Origin of the sequence: Micromonospora antibiotica (assembly GCF_017599305.1) — a bacterium.
GTDB lineage: Bacteria > Actinomycetota > Actinomycetes > Mycobacteriales > Micromonosporaceae > Micromonospora > Micromonospora antibiotica.
Map to the genome: position 1 here is coordinate 1 of NZ_JAGFWR010000042.1, position 20764 is coordinate 20764.

Genomic DNA, 20764 nt, shown 5'->3' on the forward strand with positions numbered 1-20764 from the left:
GCTCCTCATCGAGGACCCTGCCCATTGATGATCTTTGTGTGAGAACTCAGATCATGGACAGGGTCCTCCCCATTCCGCTAGACCTCCACCACCACGAATCCCCCCGACGGTCAAAACACGAGGAGGTATGCCTAGGTGGCATATTTATGCCACCTAGGCATACCGGTCTTCGCACGTGAGTGTCTGTTGAGCCCGAGTCCCTCGGCCGGTGACCCGGGACCCGAAGCCCGAAGCCCGAGAACCGGGACCCGAGGCCCGAGAACCGGGGCCCGAGAACCGAGAACCGGGGCCCGAGAACCGAGAACCGGGGCCCGAGAACCGAGAACCGGGGCCCGAGAACCGAGAACCGGGGCCCGAGAACCGAGAACCGGGGCCCGAGAACCGAAGTTCCGGGCACTGACCACGCATGAGGGCTGGCGGCAGGGCGGAGCGCCAGCCGGCCCGGCGACGGGATGGCGCGGGTCGCCTCGCCGCCGGGACGGAGGGGGCTACTTGACCGCGCCGGAGGTCAGACCGGACTGGATCTGCCGCTGGAAGATCGCGTACACGATGATCATCGGGAGGATGGCGATGGTCAGGGCGGCGAACAGGCCGGACCAGTCGGCCTCGTAGCCGGCGTTGACCGAGATGTCTGCGATGCCCTGGGTGAGCACCCATTTGTCCTTGGCGTTGGAGAGCAGCACCAGGGGCAACTGGTACTGCGCCCACTGCCCGATGATGTTGAAGATCGCCACGCTGATCAGGCCCGGCTTCGCCATCGGCAGCATCACCTGGAAGAACAGCCGGGTGTGCGAACAGCCGTCGATCATGCCGGCCTCGGCCACCGAGTTCGGCAGCGTCCGGAAGAACGCGGCCAGGAAGAAGATGGTGAACGGCAGCGAGTAGGCGATGTAGACCAGGACCACGCCGGTGTGGGTGTCCAGCAGGCCCAGGTTGCGGACCACGAAGAACAGCGGCACCAGCGCCAGGAAGACCGGGAAGGCCAACCCGGAGACGAACAGGTAGTAGATCGCCCGGTTGCCCCGGAACTTGTACCGGGCCAGCACGTACGCGGCCATCGAACCGAACAGCATGGTGCCGAAGGTGCTGCACGACACCACGAAGACGCTGTTGAGAAAGTACCGGCCGACGTGCGCCTTGGTCCAGGCCCGGCCGAAGTTCTCCCAGCGCAGCTCGGCCGGCAGCGTCCACGGGCTGCTGAAGATCTCGCCGGTGTTCTTGAACGCGGCCAGGAACGTCCAGAGGATCGGCACGATGACGATCACCGCCCAGACGGCGAGCGCCAGCTGACCGAGCCCGCTGAACAGTCGTACCTCGTGGTGCTCGCCCCGGCCCTTGCGGGTGCGGGTGGCGGGCCGGCCGGGCGGGGTGTCCGCCGCGGCCGGCGGCAGCGTCGTCTGTGCGGCCATGTCAGTACTCCACGCTTTCCCGCTTGGTCAACCGCAGCGTCAGCGCCGCGAACGTGAGGGTGAGGAAGAACAGCGCCACACCCATCGCCGAGGCGTAGCCGTACTTCGAGTAGACGAAGGCGTTGCGGTAGATCTCCACCGCCAGCACCGTCGTCGCGCCGTCCGGGCCGCCGCTGTCCACCGAGAGCACCGCGACGATGGCGAACGCGTCGAACGCGGCGATGCCGAGATAGACCCAGGCCACCTGGAGGGTGTCCCAGAGCAGCGGCAGGGTGACCCGGAAGAACAGCATCACCTTGCTCGCCCCGTCCATCTCGGCCGCCTCGTAGATCTCACCCGGGATCGAGGCCATCCCGGCCGAGAAGAGCACCACGTAGAAGCCGACGGCCTGCCAGACCAGCACCGCGATGATCGACCACAGGGCCAGGTTCGGCCGGACCAGGAACAGCACCGGGTCCAGCCCGATCTTCATCAGCACGCCGTTGATCAGGCCGGACTCGTTGGGCCGGTACACCATCTGGAACAGCACCGCGATGATGGCCACCGCCAGGACCTGGGGGAAGAAGAACACCACCCGGTAGAACTTCGACCCCCGGACCCCCTGCCGCTGGCCACCCACGCTGCGTCCGCCCACGTTGAGCAGGAAGGCGAAGAACAACGCGATGGCGATCGTGATCAGCGGCAGGGCAAGCAGCAGTACGCCGTGGTGCTGGACCGCCTGCCAGAAGCGCCCGTCGTCGAGCAGCCGCCGGTAGTTGTCGAAGCCCACCCACTGCGGGGCGGACAGCCCCCGCCAGTTGGTCATCGAGATCTGGAACGCCTGCGCGTACGGTGCGATGACGAAGACCACGTACAGCGTGACCGGGGCGAAGAGGAACCCGATCACGAACGGATACTTGCCGTGCCGCATGATCCCGCTACTCCGATCGGTCAGCGCGTGAACTTGGCGACGGAGCTGTCCTTCTTGATGGCGTCGGCCCGCTTCTGGATCCGCTCCACGAAGGCGTCCGCCTTGATCCGGCCGAACATCAGCTCGTTGGTGGCGGTGCGCGCCTCCGTGTCGAGCTCCTTGTACCAACCGTCGAAGTACAGGTTGAACACGTCCTTGCCGGCGGCGGCGAGGGCGGCCTGCGAGCTGGCCACACCGGGCGGGAAGGCGAAGCCCTGGCTGCCGGCGGTGACCACGGTCGGGGCCTTGACCACCTCGGTGAAGCCCTTCGCCCCGGCGACCGAGAGCATCTGGCGCATGTACTCCAGACCACCGCGCGGGTTCTTGCTCTTGGCCGAGACGAAGTAACCCTCACCGGCGGTGGCCCGTACGGCGGTGGCGGGCAGCTTGTCCGAGCCGGTGAGGCTGGGCACCGGCATCAGCTGGTAGTCGAAGCCGGCCGGGGTGTCCTTCTTCTGCTCGCCCTCCAGCCAGTCGCCGCTGGGGTAGAGGGCCAGCTTGTACTGGTTCTGCCGCAGCTGCACGTCGGTGTGCTTGAGCCCCTCGAAGCTCTTGTCGACGTACTTGGCGCCGATCTCCTCCCATGCCTGGGCGGCCTGCTTGACCGCGTCCTGCTGCCAGGCGCCGTCCTCCAGGTTGTCGATGTTCTTGAGTACGTCGGTGCCGCCGATCTTCGCGGCGTGGGTCAGGATGACGTTCCACTGGTAGTAGGCGGCGTTCGCCCCGGCGTAGCCGTACGGGGTGATGCCCTTGGACTTGATGCCGTCGAGCAGGGCGGTGAACTCCGACCAGGTCTTCGCGGGCGCCCAGCCGTTGTCCTTGAACAGCTTGCCCGAGTACCAGATGCCGAAGACGGTGGAGACGTAGTACAGGACGTACGGCTTGCCGTTGAACGAGCCGGCCTCGACGGTGCCGGGGACGACGGTGTCGCGGACCTTCTTGTTCGGGTCGTCGACCGACGGGGCGTCCCACAGCTCGGTGAGGTCCATCAGCTGCCCGTCGGCGACCAGCGAGCCGAAGTCGATCAGCTTCTCGCCGGAGTTGTTGACGAACTCCGGCGGGTTGCCCGAGGCGAACCGGGGCTGGAGCACGGTGGAGACCGCCTGGGTGGACTGGTGCTTGATCTCCGCCTTGGGGAACGCCTTCTTGTAGAGCGGCTCGTGCACGTCGGTGGCGTACTTCTCGCCGTAGCCACCGTTGAAGATGACCACCTCCAGCGGGGCGTCCTCGGCGGCACCGAGCGGGTTGGTCGCGCTCTTGGTGCCCTCCTCGGCCTTGGTGGTGCCCTCGTCGGAGCCGCTGGTGGCGCAGGCACCGAGCAGGCCGACCACCGGGGTGGCGAGCAGGCCCGCCGCGGCGGTCCGGCCCAGCAGGCTGCGGCGGCTCATCGGGGTCGGGGTCTCGGGGGTGTTCGACATCGTCGTCTCTCCTTGGGTGTCCGGGTCAGGCGGTGCGCCGGAGACGCCCGGCGTACCGCGACTCGAGGGCGAGGTTGTGCGCGTCCCCACCGGGGACGTTGGCGGAGAGGTAGATAGGGGGTACCTCTCCGGCCTGGTGGAACCGTCGGACGACCTCCGCGGTCACCAGTTGCGCCAGCAGCGCGGAGGTGACCGAGGAGACCGCACAGACCGCGCCGCCGCCCTCCAGCGGCAGCAGTGCGTCGCCGTACGGTGCGCCGTTGTCCAGCACGACGTCGGCGAGTTCGGCGAGTCGGCGACCGGACGGGTGGCGGGGCGCGACCCGTGCGGTGTGGGCGACCGAGGTGACCGCGATGAGCGGATGGCCGTGCCCGGTGACCAGCGTCGCCAGCTCGACGACCGAGCCGTTGATGCCGGACTGGGAGGCGATCAGGAAGACGTCGGCCGGCTGCGGCCGGGCCAGCGGGTAGAGCTGGTGGGCCACGGCCGGGTCGCGTTCCAGCTTGGGGTCGGTGAGCACGTCGCGCGGGGCGTCGCCGTGCAGCACCAGGTCGTGCAGGCCGATCCGGTTGGTGGGGACCAGGCCGCCGGCCCGGGCCACCAGTTCGGCGGCGAACGCCTCGGAGTGGCCGGCGCCGAACGCCTGGAGCACCCCGCCGGCCCGCAGGCTGGTGGCGATCAGGTCGGCGGCCCGGCCGATCGCCTCGGCCTGGGTGTCGAGCAGCCGGTCGAGGACGGGCCGGACGGCTCGCGCGTACCCCTGGGCACTGATCATGACGTGGTCCCCTTCGCGGCCTTGTGCCCGTCGACGGCCTGGGCGGTACGCCGGAAGGCCGCGTGGGCGCGGTCGTGGGTGCGCTGCGCCACGGCGATGTAGAGCAGGTCGAGCACGACGAGTTGGGGGTGCCGGGCGGACAGCGCGTCCGGCCGGAAGGTGGTGGCCTGGCTGGCGGTGAGCAGGACGATGTCGGCCAGTTCGGCGAGCGGGGAGCGGGGGAACCCGGTCAACGCGACGGTGGTGGCGCCCCGGCTGCCCGCCTCGGCGAGCATCTCGATGGTCTCCCGGGTCTGCCCGGTGTGCGAGATGCCCAGCGCCACGTCGCCGACGCCGAGCAGCGCGGCGCTGGCCAGCCCCTCGTGCACGTCGCTCCAGGCCCATGCCGCCACCCCGATGCGGTGCAGGCTGAACTGCATCTCCTCGCCGACCAGCGCGCTGCCGCTGGCGCCGAAGATGTTGACCCGGGCGGCGCCGGCGATGGCGACGGCGGCCCGTTCGACCTCGGCGAGGTCGAGCAGGGTGGCGGTGTCGTGCATGGCGCGGGTGTCGGCGGCCATGATCTGGTCGAGCACCCGGGCCAGCGGGTCGCCGGGCTGGATCTCCCGGCCGATGTCGACGGTCCAGCCGGCCGAGCGGGCCCGGCCGGTCTCGGAGGCGATGCCCAGGCGCAGGTCGGCGTAGCCGTCGAAGCCCATGGCCCGGCAGAACCGGGTGATCGTCGCCGGTGAGGTGCCGCTGCGTTCGGCCAGCTCGACGATGGTGGCGCGGGCCGCTGCCTCCGGGTCGCTGAGCACCTGCTCGGCGACCCGGCGCAACGCTCCCGTCAACTCCCCCGTGCCGGCCCGGACCCTGGCCAGCACTCCGTCCGCGCTGCGCCGGTCGACCGGCTCGGCATCGACCACCGCGGTTGCCGCGGTGGTGTCCGCCTCGTGCTCGGCCATCGACGCGCCTTTCGGAAAAGAGTGTTAACTGTTAGTGGTAAAAGTTCTTACTGAAGGCCCCTTCCTGTCAAGACCATGGGCGAAGTTTTCAAACTGTTACCTGTCGCGACGGCCCGCCACCGACGCCCGGTCTTGCCCTGCGACACCGCACCGACCAGCATGGACACCCCCACACCAGCGCACCCCCGGGAGGCCCGCGAGGATGTCCGACACCGTCGTGGTCGGCCTCGACGTCGGGGGTACGTCCACCCGGGCCACCGCCCTGACCCTCACCGGCGAACGCCTCGGCACCGGCCGGGCCGGCGGCGGCAACCCCACCAGCCACGGTGCCGAACGGGCCGCCGCCGAACTGTCGACCGCCCTGCGGGAGGCGTTGCGCGACGTCGACCCGACCCGGGTCCGCGCCGGGGCCATCGGGCTGGCCGGGGCCGGCCGGTTGCGCGCCGACCCGGCCGGCCGGGCCGCCTTCGACCGGGCCTGGTCGGACGCCGGCCTGCACTGCCCGTACACGGTGCACAGCGACGCCCTCGTCGGGTACGCCTCCGGCACCGCCGCAGCCGACGGCACGATCCTGATCGCCGGGACCGGGGCGATCGCCGCCCAGGTGTGCCGGTGGCGACTGGACCGGGTCGCCGACGGGCACGGGTGGTTGCTCGGCGACGCCGGCTCCGGGTTCTGGCTGGGCCGGGAGGCGGTCCGGCGTCTGCTCGCCGACCTGGACGCGGCCCGGACGCCGGGGCCACTGGGCCGCCGGGTGCTCGCCACCCTGCTGGGGGACGGCCGGGTCGCCGACCGGCCCCGGGAGACCGTGGACGCGGTGGTGCAGGCGGTCACCCGCCGACCGGCGGTGGAGCTGGCCCGGCTCGCCCCGCTGGTGATCGTCGCCGCCGCCGAGACCGAACCGGTCGCCGGCACGCTGATCGAGCGGGCCGCCGGGCTGCTGGCCGACAGCGTCGCGCGGATCCGACCCGCCGGCGCGGTGGACCCGGTGGTCCTCGGCGGCGGCCTGCTCACCGGTGGCACCCCACTGGCCGTCGCCGTCACCGCGGAGCTGGCCCGGCGGTGGCCGGTCGCGCCCCTGCGTCCGGCCGGCGACGGTGCCTCCGCGGCGGCCTGGCTCGCCGCCCGTGACCTGCCGGGGGCCACCGATCCAGCGGCTCTGCACCCACTGTTCGTGCCGGACCCGCCGGTCGACGGGGAGGGTGTCCATCTCGACTCTTCCCAGGTCCACCCATAAGCGATATTCGTCGATACCTGCGACCGGTCGGGTCTTTCGCCGGGACGCCTCCGGCCACGGTTGGGCGATGACGAAGATCGATGGACGTGGCGATTGCCACCCGCGCACCGGCGGTCCGGTGGGTGCACGACATCACGTCCAGGCCCATCCCCGCCCCGGAGTCGCGACGGATCGTGTGCTACGGTAACCGGGTTGCAGTTTTGATTTCCGTAGACGTCTTATGGCGCCTGGTGGGTTATCTAAAACCCATCCGGGCGCTTTTCGTTTTTCGTGTCGTTTCGATGCGGGTTATCAACTCGGCGGCTCAGGGTCCGCGCAGTGCGGTCTCTCCACAGCCTGCAGAGGAGCAGACATGACTACAGGTACCGTGAAGTGGTTCAACGCCGACAAGGGCTTCGGCTTCATCAGCCCCGACGACGGCGGTGCCGACGTGTTCGCCCACTTCTCCGCGATCTCGGCGAGCGGCTTCCGCAGCCTCGACGAGAACCAGAAGGTGGAGTTCGACGTCACCCAGGGCCAGAAGGGCCCGCAGGCGGAGAACATCCGCCCGCTCTGATCCACACTTCACGCACGGCGGCCCGACTGGTTCAGCGGGCCGCCGTTCGGCGTTTCCATCGCTCACCACGGCGACCGGGGCTGAGCGACCAGGGCCGCCCGGCCAGGCGTGAGCCGACGCAGACCCCTCCCGCTACGCGCCACGTTCCACAGCGCCGCCGCCCTGACGGTCGGGGCACGTACGACCCTGGTCCCGGTGGAGCACAGCCCGACGCCCCGGCTCCCGATGACCACGGCCGGGGGCCGAGGTGCGCAGCGTTCACCCTGAAAGGCTGATGACTTTGACGACGACCTACTCGGGTCCGGCGAGGCTGATCCTGGCCGACGGCGCACGCATATCCGGGATGGCTTCCCTCAGCACCAACCAACGCGGTGGACTCAACGGCTGGGGTGGCACCTTCCGTCCGGACGAGATCACGACGGACCTTCGCAACGCCGTCGAGGGACTGCAACTGGAACTGCCCTACGACCGCGTGGGAACGGTCGCCGTCACCGGCTTACGCAAACTACTCGCCACGCAGGTGTTGATGTCGCTGGCAGGCCGCGGACCCGCACCATTCTGACCGTACGCCCGCACGGCCCCACCACCGGACACGGTCACCCGTGCCTGCGGGGTGTGCCGCGGCTGCTCAACTCTGGGTGGGGAAGCCGAGGTTCACCCCGCCGTGGCGCGGGTCCGGCCAACGGCTGGTGACCACCTTGCCCCGGGTGAAGAACCGCACCCCGTCCTCACCGTGGGCGTGCAGGTCACCGAAGAGCGACGCCTTCCAGCCACCGAACGAGTAGTAGGCCATCGGCACCGGGATCGGCACGTTGATCCCGACCATGCCGACCTGGACCTCGTACTGGAACCGTCGGGCCGCCCCACCGTCGTTGGTGAAGATCGCCGTGCCGTTGCCGTACGGGTTGGCGTTGACCAGTGCCAGCGCCGCGTCGTACGAGTCGACCCGGACGACGCCGAGCACCGGGCCGAAGATCTCGTCGGTGTAGATCGACATGTCCGGGGTGACGTGGTCGAACAGGGTCGGGCCCAGCCAGAACCCGTTCGGATCCCCGTCCGGCACGACGTCCCGACCGTCCACCACCGGCACCGCGCCCGCCGCCACCCCGGCCTCGACGTACCCACGGACCCGCGCCAGGTGCGCGGCGGTGACCAGCGGCCCCAGGTCGCCACCGCGCCGACCGTCGCCGGTGCGCAGCCCGGCCATCCGGTCGGCGATCCGGGCGACCAGGGCGTCGGCGACCGGCCCCACCGCCACCAGCGCGGAGATCGCCATGCACCGCTGGCCCGCCGAGCCGAACCCGGCGTTGACCGCCGCGTCGGCGGCCAGGTCCAGATCGGCGTCGGGCAGCACCACCAGGTGGTTCTTGGCCCCGCCGAGGGCCTGCACCCGCTTGCCGGTGAGCGTCGCGCGCCGGTGCACGTGCCGGGCGACCGGGGTGGAGCCGACGAACGACACCGCCTGCACGTCGGGGTGGTCGAGCAGCGCGTCGACCGCCTCGGCGTCGCCGTTGACCACGGTGAGCACCCCGGCCGGCAGGCCCGCCTCGACGAACCACTCGGCCAGCAGCAGCGCCGCGCTGGGGTCCTTCTCGCTCGGCTTGAGCACCACCGCGTTGCCGCAGGCCACCGCCACCGGCACGAACCACAGCGGCACCATCACCGGGAAGTTGAACGGCGAGATCACCGCCACCACCCCCAACGGCTGCCGCAGGCTGTACGAGTCGACCTCGGTGGACACGTTCGCGCTGAAGCTCCCGCGCAACGCCGAGGCGATGCCGCAGGCGTACTCGATCACCTCTAGGCCGCGCTGCACCTCCCCGGCGGCGTCGGCGAGCACCTTGCCGTGCTCGGCGGTGATCACCTCGGCGAGCCGGTCCCGGCGGGCGTGGACCAGCTCCCGGAAGGCGAACAGCACCGCCGTGCGGCGGGCCAGCGACGCGTCCCGCCAGCTCCGGGCGGCCCGCCCGGCCACCTCGACGACCATCGCCACCTCGGCCGCGTCAGCCAACGCCACCCGGCCGGTACGCCGGCCGGTGGCCGGATCGAAGACGTCGCCGTACCGGCCGGACGTCCCGTCGATCCGCCTACCGTCGACGAAATGCCCGATCCGGGGCGCGTCGCCCACCCCCTGCCCGACGTCGGCAAAGTCGTCGTCGCTGTCCGCCGCCGCAGCGACCGGCCCGGCAGCCACCGGCCCCGCAGCCACCGGCCCGGCAGCCACCGGCGCTGCGGAGGGTGGCGTCCCGCCCGGCGTGCTCACCGGGCCGCCTGTGCCGCGACGGCGCACCGGATCGCCTCGACCAGGATGGCCAGCCCCTCGCGGGCCTCGTCCTCGGTGAGGGTCAGCGGCGGGCCCATCCGCAGCACGTTGCCGTGCAGACCGCCCTTGCCGACCAGCAGGCCACCGGCCCGGCACGCCTCGAAGACCCCGGCGGTCAACACCGGATCGGGCTCCAGCCCGCCGGGGCGGACGAACTCCACGGCGAGCATCAGACCCTTGCCCCGCACCTCGGCGACGCCGTCGAGGTCGGCGACCGTGGCCCGCAGCCCGTCGAGGAGGATCGCGCCCACCCGCGCCGCGTTGGCCTGCAGGTCGTGGTCGCGCAGGTAGTCCAGGACAGCGTTGCCGGCGGCGGTGCAGAGCGGGTTGCCGCCGAAGGTGGAGAAGCTGATCGCCGGCACCGACTCCATGACGTCCGCCCGGCCGACCACGCCCGCCAGGGCGAACCCGTTGCCGATGCCCTTGGCGAAGGTCAGCAGGTCCGGGGTGACCCCGTGCGCCTGGTAACCCCAGAAGTGCTCGCCGGTACGCCCCCAGCCCGTCTGCACCTCGTCGGAGATGAGCAGGATGCCGTGCTCGTCGAGCACCTTGCGCCAGCCGGCGAACAGCCCGTCGGGCGGGGCGACGAAACCGCCGACCCCCTGGATCGGCTCGGCGATCAGGCAGGCCACGTCGCCGCTGGTCTGGGTGGCGAGCACCTCGCGCAGGTCCTCCACGGCGGCCTCCGTCCGGTCGGCCTCGGGCAGCCGGGCGAGCAGCCCGCGCAGCCGCTCACCGGAGTGCAGAAAGGCCACCTGGAGCGGGTTGTGCGCGCTGGCCGTCCAACCCCCGTTGCCGGTGATCCCCATCGTCGCGTACGACCGGCCGTGGTAACTGTTGCGGACGGCGAGGATCTGGTGCGACCGGCGGTGGTTGGTGGCGACCAGCAGCGCCGCCTCGTTCGCCTCGGTGCCCGAGTTGGTGAAGAAGACCCGGGCGTCCGGGATACCGGCGAGCGAGGTCACCCTCTCGGCCAGCTCCACCTGTTGCCGGATCAGATAGAGGGTGGAGGTGTGCACCAGACCGGTCCGCAGTTGACGCTCCACCGCCTCACGGATCTCCGGGATGTCGTAGCCGATCATGTTGGTCAGCACACCGCCGAAGAAGTCCAGGTAGCTGCGGCCCTGGGCGTCGGTGACCCGGCGGCCGGACCCGGCGACCAGCTCGATCGGCTCGGCATAGTAGAGCGGCATCCAGGACGGGAGCACGGCCCGGTGTCGGGCCAGCAGGTCGTCGGCGGTCATCGGCACACCCTTCAGCGGCGGCGGCTTGCGCGTTCTCCGCACGCTGCCACCCCGACCGGCCGGCGACAACTGGCACTGTGTAGCCCGGCGTCCGTCCCCGCCTGACACCGCGTCACCCGGCCCGGTGTCGTCGGGCCCGTGCCGGGGCCGAGGTCGCCGGCCCGCGCTCAGCCGGCGGCGGTGTCCCGGCCCGCGCTCAGCCGGCGGCGGTGTCCCGGATCGCCTCGGCGAACACCTCGGAGCGGTGTTCGAAGTTGCGGAACCGCCCGTAGCTGGGCGCCGCCGGGGAGAGCAGCACCACCCCGCCGGCCGGGGTCACCGACCGGGCCAGCCGGACCGCGTCCACCAGGTCGTCCACCAATTCGGTACGCACCTTCGGCAACCCGGCCAGCGCCGCCACGATCCGGGGACCACTGTCGGGAATCCCGATCACGGTCAACTCCCGCTCGGCCAGGTGCTCGGCCAGCGGCGTGTAGTCCAACCCCCGGTCGGTGCCACCGACGATCACCGTCAACGGCCGCCCGTCGTACGCGTCGATCGCGTGCATCGCCGCGTACGGGCTGGTGGCGAGGGTGTCGTCGACGAAGGTGAGGCCGGACGGGTCGGCGATCTCGGTGAGCCGGTGGGCCAGCCCGTGGAACCCGGCGACCGCCACCGCCAGGGTGTCCTTGTGGGCGACGACGTCGACCCCGAGCGCGTCGAGCACCGCGAGCGCCACGCACAGGTTGCCCGCGTTGTGCCGGCCGACCAGCGGCAGCACCCCCCGGGCGAACAACGGCCGGTCGCCGAGGTGGAACCAGTCGGTGCCGTCCGGGCCGGTGTCGACGTGCACACTGTCGGGCAGGCCGGCCCGGATCGCCGCCCGGTCGCCCAGCTCCAGTGCCAGCCGCGGGTCGTTGCCGTTGACCACCACCGTCCGGGGGCCGTACGCGATCAGGTTGAGCTTGTCGCGGTAGTACTCGGCCTCACCGCCGTGCGCGTCCAGGTGTTCGGGGAACAGTGCGGTGACCACCGCGACCCGGGGCGAGTCGGTCAGGTCGCTGCACTGGTAGCTGGACAGCTCCAGCACGTACGACTCGGCGTCGGGCAGGTCGAGGGTGGGCACCCCGATGTTGCCGCCCAGGACGTTGGGCCGGTCCACCGCCGCGAGCAGGTGACTGATCAGGCTGGCCGTGGTCGACTTGCCCTTGCTGCCGGTGACCCCGATCGTCCGGTCGGCGTGGTCGGCCATCCACAGCGCGGTGCCCTGGGTGACGGTGACCCCCTTGGCGCGCAGCTCGACCAGCCACGGGTGGGTGTTGGGCACCCCCGGGGAGCGCACGACGACGTCGGCGGCGGCCAGCCGGGCGTACCCCTGCTCCCCGGTGACCAGCGGCGCGGCCTCGGCGAGCGGCCCCTCCCAGGCCACGGCGAGGAAGTTGGCGCTGTCGTCGACGGCGACCAGGTCCGCCGGGCCGTGCGCGGCGATGGCGGTCACGGCGGCGCGGCCCTCGCGGCCGGCCCCCCAGACGGCGACGGTACGGCCGCGCAGATCGGACAGGCGCACGAACTCTCCCTCAGGTGTCGACGGTGGTGCGGCGGCCGGTCCGGCGCAGCGGACCCGGCCGGACGGACCAGGGCCTAGTATGGCGTGTGCCCAACGAGCAGCTCCGGCGGATGGACGCCTTCACCTTCCCGTCGTACTCGTTCGACCCCGCCACCGGCGCGGCGTCGTTCGACTACGCCCTGACCGGTCCCGACGGCGAGCAGCGGTTCACCGAGGTGATCACGTTGCCGCTGCCGGCCGCGCCGCCGTCGGACGAGACGGTCGCCACCCTGGGCCGGGTCCTGGAACTGCTGCACGTGGTGGCCGGGGTCAGCTACTACAAGGCCGCCGCCCCGCCGCGCCTGGTGCTGCCGACGCCGCTGGGCGGGGCCGCCACCGCGCTGGTCACCGCCGTCTACACCAAGGGTCTCGCCGAGTACGCCTACCGCAACCAGCTCCCGCACGTGCTGCAGCTGCGCCCCGAGGTGCCGGCCGGCGAGGTCCCGCCACCCCGGGTGTACGACGACTCGGACCGTCGGCCGCTGTCGGCCGTCGGCGGGGGCAAGGACTCCATCGTCAGCCTGGAGGCGCTGCGTCGGGGCGGCTTCGACCCGGTGCCGTTCTCGGTCAACCCCAACCACGTGATCGTCGCGGTCAACGAGGCGTCCGGGTTGCCCGCGCTGGCCGCCCGGCGACGGCTCGACCCGGTGCTGTTCGACCTGAACGCGGCCGGCGCGCGCAACGGGCACATCCCGGTCACCGCGATCAACTCGCTGATCGCGGTCGCCACCGCCGTGCTGCACGGGCTCGGGCCGGTGGTGATGTCCAACGAGCGGTCCGCGTCCGACCCGAACCTGATCTGGAACGGTCACGAGATCAACCACCAGTGGTCCAAGGGGGTCGAGGCCGAAGGGCTGCTGCGGGCGGCACTGGCCGAGCACGCCGGGCTGACCGAGCCGTACTTCTCGCTGCTGCGTTCGCTGTCGGAGCTGCACATCGCCCGGCTGTTCGCCACCATCGACCGCTACGACGCGGTGGTGACCAGTTGCAACGCCGCGTTCAAGCTGCGCGACGCCAGCGCCCGCTGGTGCCGCAACTGCCCGAAGTGCCGGTTCGTCTTCCTGGCCATGGCCCCGTTCATGCCCCGGGACCGGGTGGTCGGCATCTTCGGTGGTGACCTGCTGGCCGACGAGACGCAGATCCCCGGCTACCGGGAGCTGCTCGGCGTGGACGGGCACAAGCCGTTCGAGTGCGTCGGCGAGGTCGAGGAGTCGGTGGTGGCGTTGAGCCTGCTCGCCGCCCAGGACCAGTGGCGCGACGCCCCGGTGGTCCGCGCCCTGGTCGACGCGGTCCCCGCCGCCGCCTGGTCGACGGCCGCCACCTCCGACGTCTTCACCCCCGCCGGCCCCCACCACGTCCCCGCCGCCTACGCCAAAACCCTGCACACCCTGACCTGACCCCCTCCCCGCTCCCCCTCCCCCCGTACCCCTCCCCTTCCGGCCCTCATCGCCCCGGTGATCAAGAGGTTCGCGTCACCGGGGCGGCAAATTCTGACGTATTCCTCTTGATCACCGTGAACCTGCCGGCCGGACAGTCGGTGATCAAGAGGAATGCGTCATCCGGACAGCGAAATCTGACGCAAACCTCTTGATCGCGGTCGACGGGCAGGCCGTGTAGGCGGTGATCAAGAGGTTTGCGTCATCCCGCCGACGAAATCTGACGTATTTCTCTTGATCACGGGGGACAGGCGGGGCCGGGCGGGGCGGGCGGGGGCGGGGCGGGGCGGAAGGGTGGTGGGGCGGGGAGGGGCGTCAGGGGGTGCGGATGGCGTCGAGGGCCAGTAGGGCTACGTGGAGGGAGAGGCTGGTCTCGACCGAGTCGAGGTCGACGCCGAGGATTCGGCCGATCCGGGCCAGTCGCTCGTAGAAGGCCGGGCGGGACAGGTGGGCGGCAGCCGCGCCGGCCGACTTGTTGCGGCCCTGCTCCAGGTAGGCCCGCAGGGTGCCGAGCAGTTGCTCCCGGGGGTGCTGGGCGTCGTGGGCCAGTAGCGCGCCGAGTTCCCGTTCGACGAAGGTCTGCAGCCGGGGCTCGTCGCGCAGCAGGTGCAGCAGACCGGCCAACCCGACGTGCGGCAGCCGGAAGACCGGCAGTTCCCGGCTGTCCCGGCGGGCGGCCTCGGCGAGCTGCCGGGCCTCGACCAGCGACCGGCGTACCTCCCGCAGGCTCCCGACTCCGGAGCCGGCGGCGACGATCACCGTCAGCCGGTGGCTGTTCCCGCCGGACGGCGGCGGGTCGGGGTGGCGGCGGCGCACGGCGGCGGCGAAGGCGGTGAGGGCGCGTTCCTCGGCGGCGGCGTCCGGCAGGGCGAGCAGGACACCCACCGCCTGGTCGTCGACCGGACTGGTCAGACCGGACAGCTTCGTCTCCCGCAGCGCCTGGCCGACCGCCTCAGCGAGATCCCGCAGCCGGGCCGGGCCGGCCTGCGGGTCCACCGGGGCCGGTGTCGGCCAGGTGACCGGGTACGCGGGAGGGCCGGCTCCGTCGACGGGTGGTCCGCCCTCGCCCGGTGCGGGGGTGCCCGCCGGGGCGTCGCGGCGGTGCCGGACCATGATGCCGACCAGGTGCCGGCGGTCGAGGGTCACTCCGAGCGCCCGCGCCCGCAGGGCGATCTCGTCCACCGGGCGGGAGTGGTCGAGCAGGGCGGTGAGCAGGGTGCGGTGCAGTTGCCGTTCCAGTCCTTCGGCGTCGCGGCGGATCAGCCGGCCCAGCGCCAGCGTCGAGGCGGCCCGCTCCACCAGGATGGTCAGCCGGGTGGGCGGCGTGCCGACGGGCCGGCCATCGCCGAGGCCCGCCCGCGCCGGCCAGCGCAGCAGCAGCCGACCCCAGTCCTGCCCGCGCGCGCCGACGGTGGTCACCAACCAGCCGCTGTCCCCGTCGTACGCGGTCCGGCCGGTGGGACGGATCCGGCGGGAGTGCTGCTCCCAGCCGTCGAGCAGCAGGTCGGCGCTCTCCCCCGCCGGGTCGTAGGCGAGCACCTGCCGGGACAGGTTCTCCAGCACCACCGGGCAGCCGGCCAGCTCGGCGGCCTGCCGGACCACCTCGGCCGCCCCGGCGCCCTCGACGGACAGGTCGGTGAACCGCTGGTGGATCTCCTCGGTGGCCCGCAGCTCGTGCAGTTGGGCGTCGACGATCTGGGCGTGCACCGCCTCGGTGATCCGGACGAACGGGGTGGCCCGCCGCAGCTCGACCAGGGGCAACCCGCGCCGCTCGGCGGCCACGGCCATCACCCGGGGCACCTCGGTCGGGTAGCGGCGGCCCAGCTCGACCACCAGCCCGGAGACGCCCACCTCGGCGAGGTCGCCGATGAAGGCGCGGAGCCCGGCGTCGTCGGCCGGTAGCCCGATGCCGGTGGTGAGCACCAGTTCACCACCGCCGAGCAGGGTGGCGATGTCGGGCACCTCCGCCACGTGCACCCAGCGCACCGGCCGGTCCAGGCCGGCCTCCCCCGCCACCAGTCGCGGTGCGCCCCGACGGACCGGGTCCAGCGCCAGCACCTCACGGACGGTCGGGAACACGGGCGACACGCTACCCTCCGTGACCCCGGGTCCCGCCATCCGCCGTCCGTCGCCGCCCCGGCGACGGGGCGGCCCCACCGGCCGGGGCGGTGACCCGTCCCGGCCGGCGGCGCGACGGTCAGTCGACGCCGAACTCCATCGCGGCCCGGTCGAGGGCCTCGTCGTCGGCGGTGGCGACGCCCCGGGAGGCGATGGCCTCCGCGCCGCCCTGCGGCATCGCCCCGATCAGCCCGGTGGAGGCGGCCTGGGCCGCGCCGACCGCCCGCTGGGGGGTCCCGCCGCCGACCAGGCCGAGGGTGGCGTACTGCTCCAGCTTGGCCCGCGAGTCGGCGATGTCCAGGTTGCGCATGGTGAGCTGCCCGATCCGGTCGGACGGGCCGAAGGCCGAGTCCTCGGTACGTTCCATCGACAGCTTGTCCGGGTGGTAGCTGAACGCCGGGCCGGTGGTGTCCAGGATCGAGTAGTCCTCGCCCCGGCGCAGCCGCAGGGTCACCTCGCCGGTGACGGCGGTGCCGACCCAGCGCTGCAACGACTCGCGCAGCATCAGCGCCTGCGGGTCGAGCCAGCGGCCCTCGTACATCAGCCGGCCGAGGCGGCGACCCTCGTGGTGGTAGTTGGCCAGGGTGTCCTCGTTGTGGATGGCGTTGACCAGCCGCTCGTACGCGGCGTGCAGCAGCGCCATGCCGGGGGCCTCGTAGATGCCCCGGCTCTTGGCCTCGATGATCCGGTTCTCGATCTGGTCGGACATGCCCAGGCCGTGCCGGCCGCCGATGGCGTTGGCCTCCAGCACCAGGTCGACGGGGCTGCCGAACTCCTTACCGTTGATCGTCACGGGGCGGCCCTGGTCGAAGCCGATGGTGACGTCCTCGGTGGGGATCTCCACGGACGGGTCCCAGAACCGGACCCCCATGATCGGGCTGACCGTCTCGATGCCGGTGTCGAGGTGTTCCAGGGTCTTGGCCTCGTGGGTGGCCCCCCAGATGTTGGCGTCGGTGGAGTACGCCTTCTCGGTGCTGTCCCGGTAGGGCAGGCCGCGTTCGAGCAGCCACTCCGACATCTCCTTGCGGCCACCCAGTTCGGTGACGAAGTCGGTGTCCAGCCACGGCTTGTAGATCCGCAGCTGCGGGTTGGCCAGCAGGCCGTACCGGTAGAACCGCTCGATGTCGTTGCCCTTGAAGGTCGAGCCGTCGCCCCAGATCTGCACGTCGTCGGAGATCATCGCCCGGACGAGCAGGGTCCCGGTCACGGCCCGGCCCAGCGGCGTGGTGTTGAAGTAGGCCCGGCCGCCGGAGCGGATGTGGAAGGCGCCGCAGGTCAGCGCGGCGAGGCCCTCCTCGACCAGGGCGGCGCGACAGTCGACCAGGCGGGCGACCTCGGCGCCGTAGCTGAGCGCACGTCCGGGCACCGAGTCGATGTCGGGCTCGTCGTACTGGCCGATGTCGGCGGTGTAGGCGCACGGGACGGCGCCCTTGTCGCGCATCCACGCGACCGCGACCGAGGTGTCGAGGCCGCCGGAGAAGGCGATGCCGACACGTTCGCCGATGGGCAGGGAGGTGAGAACCTTGGACACAGGAAAGATTATGCACCTGGCCGCATTCTCATGCAAATAGCCGGTGGTCGTGGTGGCTACCCGTCAGCAGGGTCGTCCCGGCCCAGCTCCCAGAACGCCACCGCCGCCGCGGCGGCCACGTTCAACGAGTCCACGCCACGCCGCATCGGGATCACCACCCGCACGTCGCTGGCCGCCTGGGCCGCCCCGGTCAGCCCCGGGCCCTCCGCCCCCAGCAGCAACGCCGCCCGCGCCCGCTGCGTCGACGTCAACCGCTGCATGGGTACGGCGTCCGCCGCCAACGTCATGGCGAGCACGGTGAACCCCGCCTCCCGCACCTGGTCCAACCCCACCGGCCAGCGCTCCAGCTTCGCGTACGGCACCGCGAACACCTCCCCCATGCTGACCCGCACGCTGCGCCGGTAGAGCGGATCGGCGCAGGACGGCGAGAGCAGCACCGCGTCGATGCCGAGCGCGGCGGCCCCCCGGAAGATCGCGCCGAGGTTGGTGTGGTTGTTGATGTCCTCCAGGATCACCACCCGACGGGCGGCGGCCAGCACCTCGGCGGCGGTGGGCAGGGGCTTGCGGTGGAACGAGGCGAGCACGCCCCGGTGGACGTGGAAGCCGGTCGCCTTCTCCAGCACGTCGGGGGTGGCCGCGTAGACCGGGACGTCCCCGGTGTCCAGGTCGGCGAGCTGGTCGACCCGTTTCGCGTCGACCAGGTACGACCGGGCCGGATAGCCGGCCCGCAACGCCCGGCGCAGCACCAGCTCCCCCTCGGCGATGAACAACCCGTGCGGGGGTTCCCACCGGGTACGCAGCTCGACGTCGGTCAGCGCGCGGTAGTCGGCGATCCGGGCGTCGTCGGGGTCGGTGATCTGGTGAACGGGCACCGCCCGATTCTGCCGGGTGCCCCGGCGCGCACCTGCGGGGCGGTCCGGCGCACCGCCCGCCGGAACCCGGTCGCCTTCCCCGACCCGGCCGACCTCTCCGACCCGGCCGCCTTTCCCGACCCGGTCGCCTTTCCGCCCACGGGCAGGTTCCCGGACACCGTCGCCTTCCCGTACACCTTCGCTTTCCCGGACGCGGGCGGGTTTCCCGGGCCGGGCGGGTTTCCCCGGTCGTGGGGCGGGAAGGGGGCGGGAAAGGGACGCGACCGGAGGGACCACCACGATGAGCGCGACAGGCACCGCCGACGGCAGCTTGCCGAAGAACGCCACGGTCGCCGACCACATCGTGGCCCGCCTCGCCGAATGGGGGGTGCACCGCTACTTCGGTTACCCCGGCGACGGGATCAACGGGATGACCTCCGCGCTGCAACGAGCCGGCGACCGGGTGGAGTTCGTCCAGGTACGCCACGAGGAGACCGCCGGTTTCGCCGCCAGCGCCCACGTGAAGTACGGCGGCGGCCCACTCGGCTGTGCCCTGGCGACCAGTGGCCCCGGCGCGATCCACCTGCTCAACGGCCTCTACGACGCCAAGCTCGACCACCAGCCGGTGGTGGCCCTGGTCGGCAACACCGCGCTGACCGCCGAGGGCGGCGGCTACTACCAGGAGGTCGACCTGCTCGCCCTCTACAAGGACGTCGCCTCGGACTTCCTGGCCCAACTCGACGACCCGTCCCAGGTGAGGCACCTGGTGGACCGGGCCTGTCGTACGGCGCTGTCCCGCCGGACGGTGACCGCACTGGTGCTCCCGCTGGACGTGCAGGACGAGCCGGCGGTACCGGATCCACCGCACGCGCACGGCTACTACCACACCAGTTCGGTCCCGAGCAGCATGCCGACGGTGCCGCCGGAGGCGGAACTGCGCCGCGCCGCCGAGGTGCTGCGCGGCGGCGAGAAGGTGGCGATGCTGGTCGGGCAGGGCGCGCTCGGTGCCGAGCAGGAGGTACGCCTGATCGCCGACCGGCTGGGCGCGGGGGTGGCCACCGCCCTGCTCGGCTTCACCGCCGTCGACCACCGTGAGCCGTGGGTGACCGGGGCGATCGGCCTGCTCGGCACCCGACCGACTTGGCAGCTGATGCAGGACTGTGACCGGCTGCTGATCGTCGGCAGCAACATGCCGTACTCGGACTTCTATCCGCCGCAGGGGCAGGCCCGTGCGGTGCAGATCGACCTGGACGGGTCCCGGATGGGGCTGCGCTACCCGACGGAGGTCAACCTGACCGGCGACGCCGGCCCGACCCTGCGGGCGTTGCTGCGGGAGCTGGGCGACGGTCCCGCCCCGACGGCCTGGCGGGCGACCGTCGCCGACGCCACCTCGGCGTGGCGACGCGCCCAGGCGGACCTGGCCGGGCAGCCCGCCGACCCGGTGAACCCGCAGCTGCTGTTCCACACCCTCAACGACGCACTGCCCGACGACGCCATGATCGCCGTCGACTGCGGCACCGCCACCGCCTGGTACGCCCGCCACCTCCAGGTCCGCCCCGGCATGCTGGCCAGCCTCTCCGGCACCCTGCTGTCGATGGGCGGTGCCATGCCGTACGCCCTCGCGGCGAAGTTCGCCCACCCCGACCGGCCGGTGGTGGTGTTGATCGGCGACGGGGCGATGCAGATGAACGGGGTCAACGAGTTGATCACCGTGGCGAAGAACTGGCGGCACTGGGCCGACCCGCGTTTCGTGGTGCTGGTGCTCAACAACCGGGATCTGGCGTTCGTCAGTTGGGAGCAACGCTCCACCGAGGGCAGCCCGCGCTATCCGGCCAGCCAGGACGTGCCGGACGTGGCGTACCACCGGTGGGCCGAGGTGCTGGGCCTCGACGGCGAACTGGTCGACTCCCCCGATCAGGTCGCCGGCCTGTGGCGTCGGGCCCTGACCGCCGACCGTCCCGTGGTGGTGAACGCGATGGTCGACCCGGCGGAGCTGATGCTGCCCCCGCACTTCACCCTCGACCAGGCCCGCAAGACGGCGGCGGCCCTGCTGCGCGGCGACACCGACCGGGCCGGCATCGTCCGCCGGGGCATCCCCGCCACCCTGGCCACCTACCGCCCCCGCCGCAAAAACCCCTGACCACCCACCCCAGCCCTCACCCCACCCACCCACCCACCCGCACCCGTCCCGAAGCAGGCCCGGACCGCCCCGCCCAGCCTCCACGCCGGACCGCGGTGATCAAGAGGTTTACGTCACGCAGAGCTGGCGGGGTCAAGGGGTGAGTGCAATCGTTAGGGGACGATGAGTTGTGCGAGGCGTTGGGCTGGTGTGTTCCAGTCGAGTGTTTCGCGGGGTCGGGTGTTGAGTTCGTGGGCGACTTCGTCGAG

Annotated in this window: 16 protein-coding genes; 5 read left to right on the top strand and 11 right to left on the bottom strand. The window is 72.0% G+C overall.

Features of this window, described 5'->3' with window-relative positions; genetic code table 11:
* Window positions 1-488: 488 nt before the first annotated feature.
* Genes JQN83_RS32045 through JQN83_RS32065 form a run of 5 tightly spaced genes read right to left on the bottom strand, consistent with a single transcriptional unit; the run spans window position 489 to window position 5495 of the window.
* The gene (locus JQN83_RS32045) at window positions 489-1409 is read right to left on the bottom strand and encodes a carbohydrate ABC transporter permease (protein WP_208570894.1); all 921 of its coding nucleotides are present in this window, start codon (window positions 1407-1409) and stop codon (window positions 489-491) included.
* A 1-nt stretch (window position 1410) separates the two neighbouring features.
* Complete coding sequence (locus tag JQN83_RS32050; RefSeq protein ID WP_208570895.1) at window positions 1411-2319, bottom strand: carbohydrate ABC transporter permease; 909 nt, start codon at window positions 2317-2319, stop codon at window positions 1411-1413.
* Between the two features lie 20 nt (window positions 2320-2339).
* A complete protein-coding gene (gene ngcE / locus JQN83_RS32055; RefSeq protein ID WP_208570896.1) occupies window positions 2340-3776 on the bottom strand; it encodes an N-acetylglucosamine/diacetylchitobiose ABC transporter substrate-binding protein in 1437 nt (478 codons plus the stop codon).
* A gap of 25 nt (window positions 3777-3801) precedes the next feature.
* Complete coding sequence (locus JQN83_RS32060) at window positions 3802-4551, bottom strand: sugar isomerase domain-containing protein (protein ID WP_208570897.1); 750 nt, start codon at window positions 4549-4551, stop codon at window positions 3802-3804.
* The gene (locus JQN83_RS32065; RefSeq protein WP_208570898.1) at window positions 4548-5495 is read right to left on the bottom strand and encodes a MurR/RpiR family transcriptional regulator; all 948 of its coding nucleotides are present in this window, start codon (window positions 5493-5495) and stop codon (window positions 4548-4550) included. The genes JQN83_RS32060 and JQN83_RS32065 overlap by 4 nt, the downstream gene beginning before the upstream one ends.
* Before the next feature lie 202 nt (window positions 5496-5697).
* On the opposite strand from JQN83_RS32065, the gene JQN83_RS32070 reads away from it, so the two are divergent.
* The 3 genes from JQN83_RS32070 to JQN83_RS32080 all read left to right on the top strand — a co-directional run bounded on the left by JQN83_RS32070 (window position 5698) and on the right by JQN83_RS32080 (window position 7850).
* Entirely contained in the window at window positions 5698-6732 is a 1035-nt protein-coding gene (locus JQN83_RS32070) for an N-acetylglucosamine kinase (protein WP_208570899.1), read from the top strand.
* Window positions 6733-7084: 352 nt separating this feature from the next.
* Entirely contained in the window at window positions 7085-7288 is a 204-nt protein-coding gene (cspE, locus tag JQN83_RS32075; protein WP_043326981.1) for a transcription antiterminator/RNA stability regulator CspE, read from the top strand.
* Window positions 7289-7535: 247 nt separating this feature from the next.
* Window positions 7536-7850 carry a hypothetical protein gene (locus JQN83_RS32080; RefSeq protein ID WP_307800008.1) on the top strand — a complete coding sequence of 105 codons (315 nt, stop codon included), beginning with the start codon at window positions 7536-7538 and terminating at the stop codon, window positions 7848-7850.
* Window positions 7851-7916: 66 nt separating this feature from the next.
* Here the strand turns inward: JQN83_RS32080 and JQN83_RS32085 are convergent, their stop codons facing one another.
* The 3 genes from JQN83_RS32085 to murD form a co-directional block, all read right to left on the bottom strand.
* The gene (locus tag JQN83_RS32085) at window positions 7917-9398 is read right to left on the bottom strand and encodes a CoA-acylating methylmalonate-semialdehyde dehydrogenase (protein ID WP_208570908.1); all 1482 of its coding nucleotides are present in this window, start codon (window positions 9396-9398) and stop codon (window positions 7917-7919) included.
* Window positions 9399-9547: 149 nt separating this feature from the next.
* On the bottom strand, window positions 9548-10855 hold the full coding sequence (locus tag JQN83_RS32090) for an aspartate aminotransferase family protein (RefSeq protein WP_208570900.1): 1308 nt from the start codon (window positions 10853-10855) through the stop codon (window positions 9548-9550).
* 196 nt (window positions 10856-11051) lie between these two features.
* Window positions 11052-12401, bottom strand: a complete 1350-nt coding sequence (gene murD / locus JQN83_RS32095) for a UDP-N-acetylmuramoyl-L-alanine--D-glutamate ligase (protein ID WP_208570901.1) — start codon at window positions 12399-12401, stop codon at window positions 11052-11054.
* A gap of 86 nt (window positions 12402-12487) precedes the next feature.
* On the opposite strand from murD, the gene JQN83_RS32100 reads away from it, so the two are divergent.
* Window positions 12488-13837 carry a MurL-like N-terminal domain-containing gene (locus JQN83_RS32100; RefSeq protein ID WP_208570902.1) on the top strand — a complete coding sequence of 450 codons (1350 nt, stop codon included), beginning with the start codon at window positions 12488-12490 and terminating at the stop codon, window positions 13835-13837.
* Window positions 13838-14191: 354 nt separating this feature from the next.
* On the opposite strand, the gene JQN83_RS32105 is transcribed toward JQN83_RS32100, so the two are convergent.
* From JQN83_RS32105 to JQN83_RS32115, 3 genes are all read right to left on the bottom strand, one after another.
* Entirely contained in the window at window positions 14192-15955 is a 1764-nt protein-coding gene (locus JQN83_RS32105) for a PucR family transcriptional regulator (RefSeq protein WP_443674030.1), read from the bottom strand.
* Window positions 15956-16073: 118 nt separating this feature from the next.
* Window positions 16074-17525 carry an argininosuccinate synthase gene (gene argG, locus JQN83_RS32110; protein WP_208570904.1) on the bottom strand — a complete coding sequence of 484 codons (1452 nt, stop codon included), beginning with the start codon at window positions 17523-17525 and terminating at the stop codon, window positions 16074-16076.
* Between the two features lie 56 nt (window positions 17526-17581).
* Complete coding sequence (locus JQN83_RS32115; RefSeq protein ID WP_208570905.1) at window positions 17582-18397, bottom strand: TrmH family RNA methyltransferase; 816 nt, start codon at window positions 18395-18397, stop codon at window positions 17582-17584.
* 280 nt (window positions 18398-18677) lie between these two features.
* On the opposite strand from JQN83_RS32115, the gene JQN83_RS32120 reads away from it, so the two are divergent.
* Window positions 18678-20516 (top strand): thiamine pyrophosphate-requiring protein, encoded by a 1839-nt coding sequence (locus tag JQN83_RS32120; protein ID WP_208570906.1) that lies wholly within the window; start codon window positions 18678-18680, stop codon window positions 20514-20516.
* Window positions 20517-20764 lie beyond the last annotated feature (248 nt).